Annotated in this window: 13 protein-coding genes and 2 pseudogenes; 10 read left to right on the forward strand and 5 right to left on the reverse strand. The window is 69.6% G+C overall.

From position 1 onward, the window contains the following. Window positions 1-65: 65 nt before the first annotated feature. The 8 genes from KHP12_RS53805 (at window position 66) to pssA (ending at window position 11,078) form a co-directional block, all read left to right on the forward strand. The gene (locus tag KHP12_RS53805; RefSeq protein WP_211833061.1) at window positions 66-2,933 is read left to right on the forward strand and encodes a glycosyl hydrolase family 95 catalytic domain-containing protein; all 2,868 of its coding nucleotides are present in this window, start codon (window positions 66-68) and stop codon (window positions 2,931-2,933) included. A gap of 363 nt (window positions 2,934-3,296) precedes the next feature. Beyond that, complete coding sequence (gene ccrA, locus KHP12_RS15255) at window positions 3,297-4,655, forward strand: crotonyl-CoA carboxylase/reductase (protein ID WP_086885145.1); 1,359 nt, start codon at window positions 3,297-3,299, stop codon at window positions 4,653-4,655. Continuing rightward, window positions 4,655-6,673, forward strand: a complete 2,019-nt coding sequence (locus tag KHP12_RS15260; protein ID WP_086885144.1) for a protein meaA — start codon at window positions 4,655-4,657, stop codon at window positions 6,671-6,673. The genes ccrA and KHP12_RS15260 overlap by 1 nt, the downstream gene beginning before the upstream one ends. Then, a complete protein-coding gene (locus KHP12_RS15265) occupies window positions 6,670-7,653 on the forward strand; it encodes an HpcH/HpaI aldolase/citrate lyase family protein (protein WP_086885143.1) in 984 nt (327 codons plus the stop codon). The genes KHP12_RS15260 and KHP12_RS15265 overlap by 4 nt, the downstream gene beginning before the upstream one ends. Window positions 7,654-7,656: 3 nt before the next feature. Continuing rightward, on the forward strand, window positions 7,657-8,193 hold the full coding sequence (locus tag KHP12_RS15270; protein ID WP_086885142.1) for a MaoC family dehydratase: 537 nt from the start codon (window positions 7,657-7,659) through the stop codon (window positions 8,191-8,193). A 1-nt stretch (window position 8,194) separates the two neighbouring features. Further along, window positions 8,195-9,397 (forward strand): acyl-CoA dehydrogenase family protein, encoded by a 1,203-nt coding sequence (locus KHP12_RS15275; protein ID WP_086885141.1) that lies wholly within the window; start codon window positions 8,195-8,197, stop codon window positions 9,395-9,397. A gap of 180 nt (window positions 9,398-9,577) precedes the next feature. Then, a complete protein-coding gene (locus tag KHP12_RS15280; RefSeq protein ID WP_037958795.1) occupies window positions 9,578-10,225 on the forward strand; it encodes a phosphatidylserine decarboxylase in 648 nt (215 codons plus the stop codon). After that, window positions 10,212-11,078: a CDP-diacylglycerol--serine O-phosphatidyltransferase gene (gene pssA, locus KHP12_RS15285; RefSeq protein ID WP_037958797.1), complete on the forward strand. Its 867-nt coding sequence runs from the start codon at window positions 10,212-10,214 to the stop codon at window positions 11,076-11,078. Before KHP12_RS15280 ends, pssA begins: the two co-directional genes overlap by 14 nt. Before the next feature lie 91 nt (window positions 11,079-11,169). Here the strand turns inward: pssA and KHP12_RS15290 are convergent, their stop codons facing one another. From KHP12_RS15290 to KHP12_RS15300, 3 genes are all read right to left on the reverse strand, one after another. Continuing rightward, a complete protein-coding gene (locus tag KHP12_RS15290; protein ID WP_208653218.1) occupies window positions 11,170-11,553 on the reverse strand; it encodes a PIN domain-containing protein in 384 nt (127 codons plus the stop codon). Continuing rightward, window positions 11,550-11,807: a hypothetical protein gene (locus tag KHP12_RS15295; protein ID WP_086885140.1), complete on the reverse strand. Its 258-nt coding sequence runs from the start codon at window positions 11,805-11,807 to the stop codon at window positions 11,550-11,552. The genes KHP12_RS15290 and KHP12_RS15295 overlap by 4 nt, the downstream gene beginning before the upstream one ends. 88 nt (window positions 11,808-11,895) lie before the next feature. Beyond that, a complete protein-coding gene (locus tag KHP12_RS15300; protein WP_210610500.1) occupies window positions 11,896-13,029 on the reverse strand; it encodes a glycerate kinase in 1,134 nt (377 codons plus the stop codon). A gap of 368 nt (window positions 13,030-13,397) precedes the next feature. Here KHP12_RS15300 and KHP12_RS15305 point away from each other — a divergent pair, with 368 nt between their 5' ends. After that, window positions 13,398-14,792 carry a hypothetical protein gene (locus tag KHP12_RS15305; RefSeq protein ID WP_210610079.1) on the forward strand — a complete coding sequence of 465 codons (1,395 nt, stop codon included), beginning with the start codon at window positions 13,398-13,400 and terminating at the stop codon, window positions 14,790-14,792. 3 nt (window positions 14,793-14,795) lie between these two features. After that, a complete protein-coding gene (locus KHP12_RS15310) occupies window positions 14,796-15,908 on the forward strand; it encodes an ADP-ribosylglycohydrolase family protein (RefSeq protein WP_086881266.1) in 1,113 nt (370 codons plus the stop codon). Window positions 15,909-15,917: 9 nt separating this feature from the next. Here KHP12_RS15310 and KHP12_RS15315 read toward each other — a convergent pair. Beyond that, window positions 15,918-16,163: pseudogene (locus KHP12_RS15315) on the reverse strand (VOC family protein); the annotation flags it as partial. A 21-nt stretch (window positions 16,164-16,184) separates the two neighbouring features. Further along, window positions 16,185-17,038 (reverse strand): annotated as a pseudogene (locus tag KHP12_RS15320) (IS5 family transposase). Between the last annotated feature and the right edge of the window lie 17 nt (window positions 17,039-17,055).

A 17,055-nucleotide genomic window follows, 5' to 3' on the forward strand; every position in this document is an offset into this window, starting at 1 on the left:
CTACGCTCCCGTCTAGCCAAATCATCGGAGCAATCTGATCGCTTCGGGGACGGGAGATGTTCGGGATGCCAGTCAGCAGACGCGGATTCCTGGGCCGGGTGGCGGCGGGCGCCGCCGCGAGCACGGCCGTCGGCACGGTCCTCCCCGAGCAGGAGGCGGCCGCACAGCCACAGCAGTCGGTGACCCTGCGCGGCATGCGCACCGACCAGGAGTGGGAGCGCTTCCTCAGCGGGCAGGATCTGGTCTGGAAGCGCTTGCCGAGAACGTGGTACGAGGGGCCGTTCCTCGGCAATGGCCTGCTGGGCTCGATGATCTACCAGGAGCCCGGGGAGAACGCGCTGCGCTTCACGATCCACCACAGCGAGGTGCAGGACCACCGGCCCACCGAAGGCGGCAGCGACTGGGGCGTGGCGCGGCTCCCGGTCGGCAATCTGCTGCTGCGCCCGGTCGGCGCCATCACCGGCGTCGATCTGCGGCTGGATCTGTGGAACGCCGAGCTGCGCGGCACGGTCACCACGGACAAGGGGAAGCTGAAGCTGCGGGCGCTGGTGCACAACGACCGCACCATGCTGCTGGCCACCGTCGAGGCGAGCGCCGGCGAGGAGGGGTTCCGCTGGGAGTTCAAGCCCTCACCGGCGGTCAGCCCGCGCATCGTCCGCGAGGATCCGCCGAAGGGCTTCGAGCCCAACCCGGCCCCGGTCAGCCGCACCGAGGACGGGCTCGGCATCACCGTCCAGTCGCTGGTGGCGGGCGGGCAGACGGTGAGCGCGCACAAGCAGCGCGGCAGCGGCCGTGAGCGCACGTACTACCTGGCCGTGGCGCACTCCTACCCCGGTACGGACGCGGAGGGCCGGGCGCGGACCACCGTGCGCAAGGCGTCCGCGCTGCCGGTCTCCAGCCTGCGGCGCAGCCACTACGAGTGGTGGCACCGCTTCTACCGCAAGAGCTTCATCTCGGTGCCCGACGGGATGCTCCAGAGCTTCTACTGGATCCAGCTCTACAAGCTGGCCTGCGCCGCCCGTGAGCACGCCCCCGTCATGGCCACCACCGGCCCGTGGGTGGAGCCGACCCCATGGCCCGGGGTGTGGTGGAACCTCAACGTCCAGCTGGAGTACTGGCCGGTGTACGGCTCCAACCACCTGGAGCTTGACGCGATTCCGCGCACCCTCGCCGAGAACACCGATGTGCTCATCAGCGGCCTCAAGCCCGAGTACCGCGCCGACTCGGCCGGGCTGCGCCGCTCCACGGACGCACAGTGCGAGGACAACGGCACGGTGCCGGTGCCGGGCGTCGGGGACTCCCCCGAGGTGGGCGATCTGCCCTGGGCGCTGCACAACGTCTGGCTGACCTACCGCCACACCATGGACCGGGGCCTGCTGGAGGATGTGCTCTATCCGCTGCTGCGCCGCTCCACCAACTACTACCTGCACTTCCTCACAGAGCAGCCGGACGGCAGGCTGCATCTGCCGAAGACCTTCTCCCCCGAGTACGGCGCGGCCCCGGACTGCAACTACGACCTGGCGCTGCTGCGCTGGTCCTGCCAGACCCTGCTGACCACGGTCGAGTTGCTGGACAAGGACGATCCGCTGGTGCCCAAGTGGCGCGAGGTGCTGGAGAAGCTGGTCGACTATCCGGTGGACGAGAACGGCTTCATGATCGGCACCGGCGTCCCCTTCGCCAAGTCCCACCGCCACTACTCCCATATGCTCTCGGTCTACCCGCTCTACCTGGTCAACTGGGACCAGAAGGAGCACCGGGACCTGATCGCCCGCTCGCTGGAGCACTGGATCAGCTTCGAGGGCGCGCTGCGCGGCTACAGCTTCTCGGGCGCGGCCTCGATCTCGACGCAGATGGGGCGGGGCGATGACGCGCTGAAGTATCTGCGGGAGCTGGTGGCGCGGTTCATCCAGCCCAATACCCACTACTACGAGGCGGGTCCGGTGATCGAGACCCCGCTGTCGGGCGCACAGGCGATCCACGACATGCTCTGCCAGAGCTGGGGCGGGACGATCCGCTTCTTCCCCGGGGTGCCGGGCGAGTGGCAGGACGTCACGCTGCACGACTTCCGCACCCAGGGCGCGTTCCTGGTCAGCGGGGTGCGTACGGGCGGGAGGACGCGCTGGGTGCGGGTGCGCAGCCTGGCCGGGGAGCCGTGCCGCGTCCGTCACTCGATCGGCGGCCGGGTGGCGGTCGCCGGGGTCGGCGGCCCCGCGCCGAAGTGGCGTGACCTGGGCAACGGCGAGATCGAGCTGGAGCTGGACCGGGAGGACGAGGCGGTGATCTACCCGGCCGGCACCCGGCCGGACTTCCGGATCGCCCCGGTGAAGGTCACCACCCCGGCCGAGCCCTGGGGCCTGCCGGAGCTGCCGCAGGCGGGCGCGGTCACCCAGGTCGATCTGACCGGGCACTTCGACAACGACGCCATCACCACCGAGATGTACTACGGGGACGGCGACTTCGACGGTACGGGCCGCACCTATCCGATGGCGCAGCTGCCGCAGACCGGGCAGACCGAGGACGACGGGATCACCTTCGCGTTCACCAACGGCAGCGAGGGCTCCAACAACAATGTCATCGCCGCAGGTCAGAAGGTTACGGTCACGGCGGGCGGCTATACGAAGCTCCATGTGCTGGGCGCGGGCGACACCGGCAATGTGTCCGTCCCCGCCGAGGCCGCGTACGCCGACGGCTCGACGGGCAAGCTGACCATCCAGCTGACGGCCTGGAGGTCGGGTCCCGCGTACGGCGAGACGGAGGCGGTGCGGACGAGTCAGATCCACACCAGCACCGGCCCGTTGGGCACCAAGGCCGCGATCTTCCACCAGGTGGTGGAGCTGGACCCGGGCAAGGAGCTGTCAGCGATCACCCTGGGCGCTCCCTCGGGCACCGCGCGGGCGCATATCTTCGCCCTCTCCCTGGAGAAGGACGACTGACAGCACCCACAGCTGATCCACACCGCGACGGCCACCCCGGTTGGGGCGGCCGTCGTTGCTCATGTGTGCACTGGAGATGACAACTGAGGGAAATTGTTGGCACCCAGTGTCTTGCGAGGTGGCACAGCGTGCCATACGGTGATGATGTCCGGGCGACCGGCGCGCTGCCAACCATCGTGCGCCGGCTGTCCCCGCAAGCCGCTTTGCGCGCCCGGACACGCCTGCGTCACCAGGCACCCGGCGCTACCCGCGCCGCACCGAGCACCACCTCCGCCGAACCGACGGCACCGCATCAGCAATCACCCGTCACGAGCCCAGCGTTCCCTCAGGCGTCCCCTCATGGACGCTTCGCCGGAGGCACCGATGAACGAGATACTTGACGCGATCCTGGCGTCGGACACAGCACCCGAGGAGTTCGCGGCACTGCGCGTCCCCGAGTCGTACCGCGCGGTGACCGTGCGCAAGGACGAGGCCGAGATGTTCTCGGGCCTCACCACCCGGGAGAAGGACCCCCGCAAGTCACTGCACGTGGACGAGGTGCCGGTGCCCGAGCTGGGCCCCGGAGAGGCGCTCGTCGCCGTGATGGCCAGCTCGGTCAACTACAACTCCGTGTGGACCTCGATCTTCGAGCCGCTGCCGACCTTCGGCTTCCTGGAGCGGTACGGCAGGCTCTCCCCCCTGGCCAAGCGGCACGACCTGCCGTACCACATCATCGGCTCCGACCTCGCGGGCGTCGTGCTGCGCACCGGCCCCGGCGTGAACTCCTGGAAGCCGGGCGCCGAGGTCGTCGCGCACTGTCTGTCGGTCGAGCTGGAGAGCGCCGACGGCCACAACGACACCATGCTCGACCCCGAGCAGCGCATCTGGGGCTTCGAGACCAACTTCGGCGGGCTCGCCGAGATCGCGCTGGTCAAGTCCAACCAGCTGATGCCCAAGCCCGCCCATCTGAGCTGGGAGGAGGCGGCCGCCCCGGGCCTGGTCAACTCCACCGCCTACCGGCAGTTGGTCTCCCGTAACGGCGCCGGGATGAAGCAGGGCGACAACGTCCTGATCTGGGGCGCGAGCGGCGGACTCGGCTCGTACGCCACCCAGTTCGCGCTGGCCGGCGGGGCCAACCCGGTCTGTGTGGTCTCCTCGCCGCAGAAGGCCGAGATCTGCCGGCGGATGGGCGCCGAGGCGATCATCGACCGCACCGCCGAGGACTACACGTTCTGGAAGGACGACGGCACCCAGGACCCGCGCGAGTGGAAGCGGTTCGGCAAGAAGATCCGCGAGCTGACCGGCGGCGAGGACGTGGACATCGTCTTCGAGCACCCGGGCCGGGAGACCTTCGGCGCGTCCGTCTATGTCACCCGTAAGGGCGGCACGATCGTCACCTGCGCCTCGACCTCCGGCTACACCCACGAGTACGACAACCGCTACCTGTGGATGTCGCTGAAGCGGATCGTCGGCTCGCACTTCGCCAACTACCGCGAGGCGTGGGAGGCCAACCGCCTGATCGCCAAGGGCAAGATCCATCCGACGCTGTCCAAAACGTACCGGCTGGAGGACACCGGCCAGGCCACGTACGACGTCCACCACAACCTCCACCAGGGCAAGGTCGGCGTGCTGTGCCTGGCGCCCGAGGAGGGCATGGGCGTGCGCGACCAGGCGATGCGCGAGCAGCACATCGACGCCATCAACCTGTTCCGTGACGATCACAAGAACGGCCGGGGCGTCTGATGAGTGGCACACCCCGCCCCAAGGACCGTCCCTGGCTGATGCGCACCTACGCCGGGCACTCCACCGCCGAGGCGTCCAACGAGCTGTACCGGCGCAACCTGGCCAAGGGCCAGACCGGGCTCTCGGTCGCCTTCGACCTGCCCACCCAGACCGGCTACGACCCGGACCACGTCCTCGCCCGCGGGGAGGTGGGCCGGGTCGGGGTCCCGGTCTCGCACCTGGGCGACATGCGGCGGCTGTTCCAGGAGATCCCCCTGGAGCGGATGAACACCTCCATGACGATCAACGCGACGGCGATGTGGCTGCTGGCGCTGTACCAGGTCGTCGCGGAGGAGCACGGCGCCGATACCGCGAAGCTCCAGGGGACGACGCAGAACGACATCGTCAAGGAGTACCTGTCGCGGGGGACGCATGTCTTCCCGCCGGGCCCGAGCCTGCGGCTGACCACCGACATGATCGCGTACACGGTCCACCACATCCCCAAGTGGAACCCGATCAACATCTGTAGCTACCACCTCCAGGAGGCCGGGGCCACTCCGGTGCAGGAGATCGCCTTCGCGATGTCCACGGCGGTCGCCGTACTGGACGCGGTGTTCGCCTCCGGCCAGGTTCCCGAGGACCGTAAGGGCGATGTGGTGGCCCGGATCTCCTTCTTCGTGAACGCGGGCGTCCGCTTCATCGAGGAGATGTGCAAGATGCGCGCCTTCGGCCGCATCTGGGACCGGATCACCCGCGAGCGGTACGGCATCAAGAACCCCAAGCACCGCCGGTTCCGCTACGGCGTCCAGGTGAACTCGCTCGGCCTGACCGAGGCACAGCCGGAGAACAACATCCAGCGCATCGTCCTGGAGATGCTGGCCGTCACCCTCTCCAAGGACGCCCGTGCCCGCGCCGTCCAGCTCCCGGCCTGGAACGAGGCGCTGGGCCTGCCCCGCCCCTGGGACCAGCAGTGGTCGCTGCGCATCCAGCAGGTCCTCGCCCATGAGAGCGATCTGCTGGAGTACGACGACATCTTCGAGGGCTCCCATGTGATCGAGTCCAAGGTCGCCACCCTGGTGGAGGAGGCCGAGGCCGAGATCGAGCGGATCCAGGAGATGGGCGGGGCGATGGCCGCCGTCGAGTCCGGCTATCTCAAGGCGCGGCTGGTGGCCTCCCACTCCGAGCGCCGGGCGCGGATCGAGGCGGGCGAGGAGAAGATCGTCGGCGTCAACTGCTACGAGTCCACCGAGCCCAATCCGCTCACCGCCGACCTCGACACCGCGATCATGACGGTGGACCCGGAGAACGAGGCGCGGGTGGTCTCGGCCCTGCACTCCTGGCGCGAGCAGCGCGACGAGGGACCCGCCCAGGAGGCCCTCGGTGCCCTCCGTAAGGCCGCCGTGGGGACCGACAACCTGATGGAGGCCACCCTGCGCTGTGCCCGCGCGGGTGTGACCACCGGGGAGTGGGCCTGGGCGCTGCGCGATGTCTTCGGCGAGTACCGCGCCCCCACCGGGGTCGGCGGCGCGCCCCTGTCCGTCGCCACGGAGGCGGGCTCCCTGCTGGCCTCGGTCCGCGAGAAGGTCGGGAAGACCGCGGCCGAGCTCGGCGGCGGCAGGCTGCGGCTGCTGGTCGGCAAGCCGGGCCTGGACGGGCACAGCAACGGCGCGGAGCAGATCGCCGTACGGGCCAGGGACGCCGGTTTCGAGGTGGTCTACCAGGGGATACGGCTCACCCCGGAGCAGATCGTCTCGGCGGCCGTGGCCGAGGACGTGCACTGCGTCGGGCTGTCGATCCTGTCCGGGTCGCACGCCGAGCTGGTGCCCGACGTCCTGGAGCGGATGCGTACCGCGGGCGCCCAGGACATCCCCGTCATCGTCGGCGGGATCATCCCGTCCTCGGACGCGGCCGCCCTGCGCGCGGCGGGTGTCGCCGCGGTTTTCACCCCCAAGGACTTCGGTATCACGGAGATCATCGGCCGTATCGTCGATGAGATCCGCGCCGCGAACACGCTTCCCCCTCTGGAGGTTCTCGTATGACCGCCCCCGACCGCGCAGACGCTGCCGCCGGCCGCCTGCGTCCGCGCCGTTCGTGCCTCGCCGTCCCCGGCTCCAATCCGCGCTTCCTGGAGAAGGCCCAGGGGCTCCCGGCCGACCAGGTCTTCCTGGACCTGGAGGACGCCTGCGCCCCGCTGGCCAAGGAGGACGCCCGGCACACCATCGTCAAGGCGCTGAACGAGGGCGACTGGACCGGTAAGACCCGGGTGGTGCGGGTCAACGACTGGACCACCCACTGGACGTACCGGGACGTCATCACGGTGGTCGAGGGCGCGGGCCCGAACCTGGACTGCATCATGCTGCCCAAGGTGCAGGACGCTGAAGCGATTGTCGCGCTGGACCTGCTGCTCACCCAGATCGAGAAGACGATGGGCTTCGAGATCGGGCGGATCGGCATCGAGGCGCAGATCGAGAACGCCAAGGGCCTGGTCAACGTGGACGAGATCGCCGGCGCCTCGCCGCGTCTGGAGACCATCGTCTTCGGCCCGGCCGACTTCATGGCGTCCATCAACATGAAGTCGCTGGTCGTGGGCGAGCAGCCGCCCGGCTATCCGGCGGACGCCTATCACTACATCCTGATGCGGATCCTGATGGCGGCCCGTATGCACGACCTCCAGGCGATCGACGGCCCGTACCTCCAGATCCGGAACGTGGACGGCTTCCGCGAGGTGGCCGGGCGCGCGGCCGCCCTCGGCTACGACGGCAAGTGGGTGCTGCACCCCGGCCAGGTGGAGGCGGCCAATGAGGTCTTCTCGCCGTCGCAGGAGGACTACGACCACGCGGAGCTGATCCTGGACGCCTATGACTACTGCACCTCGGCGGAGGGCGGTATGAAGGGTTCGGCGATGCTCGGGGACGAGATGATCGACGAGGCCAGCCGCAAGATGGCCCTGGTCGTCGCGGGCAAGGGCCGCGCCGCCGGGATGAGCCGTACGTCCACCTTCCAGCCCCCGGAGGCATGAGCCATGCAGTTCGGCCGTACCTATGAGGAGTTCACGGTGGGCGACGTCTACCGGCATTGGCCGGGGAAGACGGTCACCGAGTACGACGACCACCTCTTCTGTCTGCTCACCATGAACCACCACCCGCTGCACATGGACAGCAACTACGCCGAGAAGACGACCGATTTCGGCAAGAACGTGGTGGTCGGCAACTACATCTACTCCCTGCTGCTGGGCATGTCCGTTCCCGATGTCTCCGGAAAGGCCATCGCCAATCTGGAGGTCGAGTCACTGCGGCATGTGGCGCCCACCTTCCACGGAGACACCATCTACGGCGAGACCGAGGTCCTGGACAAGACGCCGTCGAAGTCCAAAACAGACCGCGGCATCGTGCATGTGGAGACCAAGGGCTACAAGCAGGACGGCACCTTGGTCTGTGTCTTCCGGCGCAAGGTGATGGTGCCGACCGCCACATACATCAAGGAGCGGGGCAGGGGGCACCTCCCGGGCGGTAGCCCAGGGGGAGAGCAGCCGGGCCGCCCGGAGCTGGGAGGGCAGTGATATGAGCCGCCTCGCGCAGACGGAGGGCCTGACCGACATCCAGCGGGAGATCCTCTCCACGGTCAGGGATTTTGTCGACAAGGAGATCCTGCCGGTCGCGACCGAGCTGGAACATCGCGATGAATATCCGACGGCGATCGTCGAAGGGCTGAAGGAGCTCGGCGTCTTCGGGCTGATGATCCCGGAGGAATACGGCGGTCTGGGTGAGTCACTGCTCACCTACGCACTGTGCGTGGAGGAGATCGCCCGCGGCTGGATGAGCGTCTCGGGCATCATCAACACCCACTTCATCGTGGCGTACATGCTCAAGCAGCACGGCACCGAGGAACAGAAGGAGTATTTCCTTCCCAAGATGGCGCTGGGCGAGATCCGGGGCGCCTTCTCGATGTCGGAGCCGGGTCTGGGCTCGGACGTGTCGGCCATCACCAGCAAGGCGGTGCCGGACGGCGACGACTACGTCCTGACCGGACAGAAGATGTGGCTGACCAACGGCGGCAGCTCCACCCTGGTGGCGGTCCTGTGCCGGACCGGCGAGGCCAAGGAGGGGGTCGCGCCGCACAAGGCGATGACCACCTTCCTGGTCGAGAAGGAGCCCGGCTTCGGCGAGGTCCGGCCCGGTCTGACCATCCCCGGCAAGATCGAGAAGATGGGCTACAAGGGGGTCGACACCACCGAGCTCATCATGGACGGACTGCGCATTCCGGCCGATCGGGTGCTCGGCGGGGCGCCGAACCGAGGTTTTTACCAAATGATGGACGGAGTCGAGGTCGGCCGGGTGAATGTCGCCGCCCGCGGCTGTGGTGTGGCGCGACGCGCTTTCGAGCTGGGCGTTGCATACGCACAGCAGCGGCATACCTTCGGTAAGCCGATCGCCCAGCACCAGGCCATCCAGTTCAAACTGGCCGAAATGGGAACAAAGGTCGAGGCGGCGCATGCGATGATGGTCAATGCGGCCCGGAAGAAGGATTCGGGCGCGCGCAACGACCTCGAGGCGGGAATGGCGAAGTACCTGGCGTCCGAGTACTGCAAAGAGGTCGTGGAGGACGCCTTCCGCATCCACGGCGGGTACGGCTTCTCCAAGGAATACGAGATCGAGCGGCTCTACCGAGAGGCACCGATGCTTCTCATCGGCGAAGGGACCGCTGAGATTCAGAAAATGATTATTGGACGGAGGCTTCTGGAGGAATACCGAACCCAAGACTGAACGTCCCTTTTGGGGTGGTATCCGAGAGAAGAAGGTCACACCGCGCCGAGGGTCTTCGGTCACTGACAAGCCACCGACGAGCCCTGGCGCTTGCCCAGTTACCGCTCGCAACCGATACCATCCCGTAAAGCCGCCGTCCCCAGTCTTGCGTCGCGGCATCCTCCGCTACGAAGGTCATCCATGCCCCACAGCCAATCCTCTGCACAACGCGGCCGCGTCCGCCTCGCGCGCGGAGCGTCGCCGTGGCTCCTCCCGACCGTCGCCACCGCGGCGGTCAGTCTTGCTCGGTCCCGCCGCTCCGGACGCTGGGCGGCGGTCGCCGTGCCCGCCACCGCGCTCGCGGCGGGCATGCTGTGGTTCTTCCGCGACCCCGAGAGAGAGATCACGCAGGGCCGTGTGATCTCCCCGGCCGACGGCGTGGTGCAGAGCATCATGCCGTGGAAGGACGGGCGCACCCGCGTCGCCATCTTCATGAGCCCGCTCAACGTCCACGTCAACCGCGCTCCGCTGGCCGGTACGGTGACCTCCGTGGAGCACATCCCCGGCGGCTTCGTTCCCGCGTTCAACAAGGAGAGCGAGAACAACGAGCGGGTCGTCTGGCACTTCGACACCGAGCTCGGCGACATCGAGATGGTCCAGATCGCGGGCGCCGTCGCCCGGCGTATCGTGCCGTATGTGCCACAGGGCACGAAGGTCGAACAGGGTGAGCGGATCGGTCTCATCCGCTTCGGCTCGCGGGTCGACGTATACCTCCCCGAGGGTGTCGACGTCGCGGTCGAGGTCGGCCAGGCCACCACCGCGGGGGTGACTCGCCTTGACCGTGATTGATCCCGATACACAGGCCGCCTGGGTCCCCGAAGCCGAGGTGGACGCGGCGGACGTCGACGAAACGGACGACATGCCGCTGTCGACGCGACTGTCGATAGCCGACACGCTGACCCTGGGCAACGCCACGTGTGGCTTCCTGGCGGTCTACTTCACCACCACCGGCGTCCTCATCCCGCACCTCACGGGCAGCGAGGACGGCGGGATGACCCGGCACAGCGCCGCCTCCGCGGTGATGCTGATGCTGCTCGCCTCCGTCTTCGACCTCTTCGACGGGCTCGTCGCGCGGAAGCTGCGCAGCTCGGCGATGGGCGCGGAGCTGGACAACCTCTCCGACCTGATCAGCTTCGGGCTGGCCCCCGCGTACTTCGTCCTCGTCTGGGGGATGGTGTCCGACGACGCCTACCAGCGGGTCTCGGTGGTGGGCGCGATCGTGGTGCTGCTGGCGGTGGTGCTGCGGCTTGCGCGATTCTCCTGCGTGACGCTGCGTGACGGCGTCTTCCAGGGCATGCCGAGTCCCTTCGGCGCCCTGACGGTCGTCTCGGTGGTCCTGCTCGGCCTGCCGTTCGTGCCGACGCTGCTCGCGATCGTGGGCGTCGCGTGGCTGATGGTGAGCCGGGTGGAGTACCCCAAGCCGCGCGGCCGGCTCGCGGTGGCCATGCTCGGCTGGATCGTCACCAGCATGGCCCTGCTGGCCGCCTGGGCCTTCGAGGCCCCCGGCGGTGAGCTCCTCCTCCAGTCGGCCTGCGCCCTTCAGGTCGTCATGGGCGCGGTGATCCCCCTCTTCGCCACGGCGCGACGGGTGAACGCGTTCCGCGACAACCGCCGCGAGGCGAGGGCAGCCCAGCTGCCGTAGCGGCTACCAGGCCGCCCGTCCTTCGACGAAAACGCCGTGGGGCCCGAGCTTCCCGCTCGGGCCCCACGGCGTTTTCTGGTTACGGCCGGGGTTACGGCCCCACGTCGAGGATGCGCACCGGCTGCCCCTTCCACCCGTCCGCCGCAGCCGTCGCGACCACTGCCCCGGCAGGGCGCTCAGGTGTCGGCTGGGCCACGTACGCGGTGTGGGCAGCCGCCCATCCGGCGGGAGCGCGTGCCACCGCCAAGGCGGCAGGCAGGTCGAGGTCCAGGACGGTGAGGCTGGGCAGGGCGGCGATGTGCTCCGCCGTTCCGGGACGGGCCCGGTCGGCCTCCACAAGGGCACAGGCGGGAGCGTAGAGGAACCAGCCCGGCTCTGCGTGAGCACGGTGGATCAGGCGGGAGAGCAGGATATTGCCGCGCCCGGCGGCCACCATGGCGGTGTCGTCCAGCACGATGTGCAGAGCTTCGGTCACCGGGTGTCCGCCTCGGCCAGACGCCGATCCAGGTCGGCGTCCAAGTCTGCGATCTCGGCTTCGCTGGGGTTGTACCCGTTCCACTCCTGCAACACGGCGCGAGCTCGCTCAGCGCGCTCGGCCCGCTCGGCCGGGGTGAGCAGGGTGTCGGCGAGGCGGGCCAGATAGGCCCGCAGGGAAAGCCCCTCCGAAGCCGCTATCTCGGCCAGCCGGTCTCGTGCCTCGGTGGGAATCCGTACGTTGGCATCGGCCATGGTGAGGCTCCCTCCACTCATGACACCAGGGTACGGGTACGCACCCGTACCCGTACCCGAATTCGGGAAGATGCGCCGAAAGCCGAAATCAGCCGAGGAAGTCCGCTGCCAGGCGTTCCGCGGTGCGTTCCAGGAGGGGGCCGGCCTCGGCGATGCAGCGGGTTGGGTCCGGTTCCAGGTCGGTGAGGGCGTAGGCGCGGCGGATGCCCGCGTTGCCCAGGGCCGCGGGGGCCAGGGACAGGCGGCCGCAGACCGCGACCACCTCGATGCCCCGCGCGCGGGCGGCCGCCGCGACGCCCGCCGGGGCCTTGCCGTGGAGGGTCTGCTCGTCCAGTGAGCCCTCCCCCGTGATCACCAGGTCCGCGCCCTCCAGCGCGGCGGGGAAGCCGAGGACGTCGAGCATCACCTCGATGCCGGGGCGGAAGCTCGCGCCCAGGCCGACGAGGGCGCCGAAGCCGATGCCGCCCGCCGCGCCCGCGCCGGGCGCGAGGGCGTATTCGGCGGCCGAGGCCCCGACCGCGCGTTCCAGGACGCGTACGTAGTGGGCGAGGGCGGCGTCCAGGGCCGCCACGTCGTCCTCGCCTGCGCCCTTCTGCGGGCCGTAGACCGCCGCCGCGCCCTTCGGCCCGGTGAGGGGGTTGTCGACGTCGCCGGCCAGGATGGTCTCGGTGTCGGCGAGGCGTGGGTCGAGGCCGGACAGATCGGCCGCGGCGAGGTCGCGCAGCGGGCCCCCGCCCGGTGCGACAGGGGTACCGTCCGCCCGCAGGAAGCGCGCCCCCAGCGCGCTGAGCATCCCCGCGCCGCCGTCCGTCGTGGCGCTGCCGCCCACGCCGAAGACGATCGTGCGGGCGCCCGCGTCCAGCGCCGCGCGCAGCAGCTCCCCGCTGCCGTACGTGGTCGCGGTGAGCGGCGCGAAGACCCCCTTCGGCAGATGGCGCAGCCCGGACGCCTCGGCCATCTCCACCACGGCCGTGGTCCCGTGCAGCGCGTACGCCGCCGTCACCGGCGCGCCCAGCGGCCCGGTGACCCGCGCCTCGCGCCGTTCGAACCCGGCCGCGACCGCCGCGTCCACCGTGCCGTCCCCGCCGTCGGCGACGGGCAGCGCCGCGATCCGCAGGCCCTCGCCACCATGGGGCGCGCCGCGGCGCAGGCCCGCCGTGACGCGCTCGGCCACCTCCACCGCCGTGAGCGAGCCCTTGAACTTGTCCGCGGCGATCAGCACACGACTGGGGGGCGTCGCCTGCCCCTGCGCCCATGTCCTGGTCCCGGCTGTGGCTTCCTTCGCGTCGTCCGAAGCCTCCGTCGAAGCGTCCGTCACCTTCGTAACCCCTCGCATTCGCCCAGGCGGTCGCGCCGCTGTGACCCTATCCGGCGCGGCCGCACCGGTACACCCACCTCAGACGCGGGTTGCCAACTGCTGATTCGGTTGTTGGTCGTGGTTGGCCAGGGTGTCGCTCGATGGGATGAACGGGGTCACATCTCGGGGTGTTGGGGGTATGGGGAATGCATGATCGGTGGTGGCGGATTCGTTCGATGCGGCGAAGGGGGTGGCTGGTGGCGCGCAAGCGGGGGAGGGAGGGTGAGCTGCGTGTGATCGCTGCCCCGTTCACGGTGGCCGCTCCGTGCGGGGCGCGGATCCGGGACCGGCTGAAGGATCTGACGGCGGCGGATGTGAAGGTCCTGACGCTGGTCGGCGAGCATCTGGGCCACCACCAGCGGGCCGATCTCGCCGCACGTTTCCGGACGGGGAACGTTCCGGCGCGGCAGACCGGGCGGGCGGGGCGGAAGAAGCAGCTGACGGCGGTGTCCTCGTCGCGGTGGGCGGGCGCGATGACCCGGGTGTCGGAAGACCAGTACCAGCTGTCGATGCGCTGCCTGATCGATGAACGGGCCGGTCTGCGCTGCCGCATCCGGAAGATCGAGCAGCGGCTGGCGGTGGCGTGCGGGCACAGACAGGGCCGGGTGCGCGGGTATGCCGACCGGGCCGAGCGCTGGCAGAAACAGCGGCACCTGAGCAAGCTCCAAGCCCGGCTGGCGGTGGTGGAGCAGCAGATCGACCAGGGGCGACCGTCGGTCACGGTGGGCGGGCGCCGGCTGGCCAGCACCCGTCACCGCCTCGCGGAGACCGGCCTGACCGAGGCCGACTGGCGGAAGCGGTGGGATGCTGCCCGCCTGTTCCTGACCGCCGACGGCGAGTCCGGGGCCCCGCACGGCAACTACACCATCACCGTCGACCCCGCAGACGGCTCGCTCACGCTGGTGCTGCCAGAACCCTTGCGATATCTGGCCAACGCCCCGCGCGGCCGCTACCGGCTCTCCTGCACGGTCACCTTCCACCACCGCCGCCCGGAGTGGCTGGACCGGGTCAGCGCCCACCGGGCCGTGCGCTACGACATCGTCTATGACCCCGCCCGCGACCGCTGGTACCTGGACGCGTCCTGGTCCACCAGCACCACCCCACCCCCGAGCCCGGAAGAGATCCGGGCGTCCGGCGCGAGGCTGCTCGCCGTCGACCTCAACGCCGACCACCTCGCTGCCATCGTCCTCGACCCACACGGCAACCCCATGGGCGAACCCCACACGATCCCACTGGAGCTGACCGGCCCCACCACCACACGGGACGGACGCCTGCGAGCGGCCATCACCCGCCTCATCGCCCGCGCCCACGAGCACGACTGCGCCGCCATCGTGATCGAGAACCTGGGCTTCGCCGATGCCCGCGCCACCGGCCGGGAGACCATGGGACGCGGCCGCCGGGGCAAGGCTTTCCGCCGCACCGTGGCCCAGATCCCCACCGCACACTTCCGCGAACGGCTGCGCTCCATGGCCTGTCACCAGGGCGGCAAGACCCGACCGCGCCGAAGTGACCAACTCGTGCCGCTCCCCGACCTCAAGGACCGTTCGCGAGGTCACCAGGCCCCAAACAGTCTGGTCTGTGGCCAGTTGACCGACACTGGCCAACTCCCACAGGAACGGTACACCTGACCCATGGCCCTCAGCGGGAGCGCACTCGCGGACCGGATCCTCGGCGGCTGGCTCGGCCGGATCGCCGGGAACATGCTCGGCAAACCCGTCGAGAACGGTGAGCACTGGACCCGCGACCGCATCGACCGGTATCTCCGCCGCGCCGACGCCCTCCCGCTGACCGACTACCTCCCCGCGCTGGAGCCGCCGCCCGACCCGGTGGAGTTCGAGCTGCGCCCCGAATGGCAGAGCTGCGTGCGCGGCCGGATCCACGGCAGCTGCCGCGACGACGACGTGGACTACTCCGTCCTCGGCCTGCACCTGCTGGAGACCCACGGCCCCTGCTTCAGCACCGAGCAGGTCGGCGAGGTGTGGCTGCTGCGGCTGCCGTATCTGCAGACCTTCACCGCCGAGCGGGTCGCCTACCGCAATCTCACGGCCGGGGTGAAGCCGCCGCTCAGCGCGACCCTCGACAACCCCTACCAGGAGTGGATCGGCGCCCTGATCCGCGCCGATATCCACGGCTGGGTCAACCCCGGCGATCCGCGGCGGGCCGCCGCGATGGCCCGCCGCGACGCCGTCCTCTCCCACACGGGCAACGGGGTGTACGGGGCGATGTGGGCGGCCGCGCTGATCGCGGCCGCGTTCACGGCGGACGGTCCGCGCGCCGCCGTCGACAGCGCCCTGGACCGGATCCCGCCGCGCTGCCGGCTGGCCCGTACGGTGCGCCGGATCGCGTCCCTGCACGACGCGGGCGTGGCGTGGGCGGACGCGCTCGCCCAGCTGGAGCGGGAGACCGCCGGGCTGCCCTGGATCCATGTGATCCCCAACGCCGCCGTCCTCACGGCCGGGCTGCTCTACGGCGCGGGCGACTTCACGACCACGATCGCCCTGACGGTGCGCGGCGGCCTGGACACCGACTCCAACGGCGCCACGGCCGGGTCGGTCGCGGGGGTGCTGTGCGGCGCGGCGGCCATCCCGCCGCAGTGGACCGAGCCGCTGGAGGACCGGGTGCGCAGCGCCGTCTTCGGCTTCGACGGGGCCCGCATCAGCGACCTCGCGGCGCGAACGCATCGGCTGGCGGTTGCAAGGGAGCGAAGGTGGGACGGCCACCCATCTGGCCCCGGCGGCGGCTGATCGATGGCATACGGTTCCGGGTTCGGACAGGAGTTCCGTAGCGGATCTACGATCCGCTACGAGGCGGACGTCCAGTCGGACGTCACGGCCGCCACCGACCTTCAGGTCGAAGTGCCACCGGTTCTTGGCGACCTTCGGCTCCGGAACCTGCTGGAACCACACCCTCGGTCCACGTCCCGCGGGATCGATGATCGACTCCGGTATATCCCCGGCACCGGCCGGCAACTCTGTCTCGGGCACCCCCATCGCCGCCCATCAAGGGTGTCCGCCAGTAGGTCATCGGATGTGGGAGCTTCGAGGGCGGGTGTCCCAGCGGTAGAGGGTCCAGGCGCGTCGGATCAGGGAGCGCACGGTGATAATCGTGCTGGCCAGAGCGATGAAGAATGCGACCGAAGCCCTTCGTCGCTCGGTACAGCGGCGGAGCTTGCCGAAGTTGTTCATCCAGGAGTTCGTGCGCTCCACAACCCACCCCGTCCGCCGGCCTGGATCGGGGTCTTCACACCGCGCTCGGCAATCTGACCGAGGATCCCTCTGGCATCCAGGTCGAGGTGAACCATGCTGTAGTCGTATCCGGCATCCAGGCTCAGTCGCGGGTGCTCGGGCAGCGGTCCCAGGTCTGCTTCCAGGCCGGCGAAGCGATCGAGAGTGGCGGGCAGCAGCGTGTGGTCGCGGATGTTGGCCGGCGCCGGGTCCGTGACCAGCGGTATGCCGTACCCATCCGTCAACTGTGAGCGCTTGATGCCCAGTTTGACCCTGTCGACCGGGCTCTTGCCAGCGCACTCACCGCCGGAGGGTGCCTTGGCGATGCACCCGTCGGCGGATAGTTGGTCGAGTTCGAGGCCGATCATGCGGTCGTAGCAGGCGAGGACGAGAAGGCGCAGGGTCTCCATTACGCCTGCGGCGATCCAATCATCGCGGCGGCGGCGCAAGGTGGTGGCGGAGCAGAGCCGGTCGGCAGCCCGCTCGTAGCCGCAGCCGAAGACCAGGACCTGCACCAGGCGGTCGAAGACCACCGCGTCGCTGATGCGCGGGTTGTGGCAGCCCCACGGATGACGGTCCTCACGTGCGGGCAGCAGCGCCAGGAACTGGTCCCGAAGCGGGTCGAGAATGCATGAAGGGACGGCAGGCACGGATCCCCCGGTGATCA

It is taken from the genome of Streptomyces asiaticus (genome assembly GCF_018138715.1).
Lineage (GTDB): Bacteria > Actinomycetota > Actinomycetes > Streptomycetales > Streptomycetaceae > Streptomyces > Streptomyces asiaticus.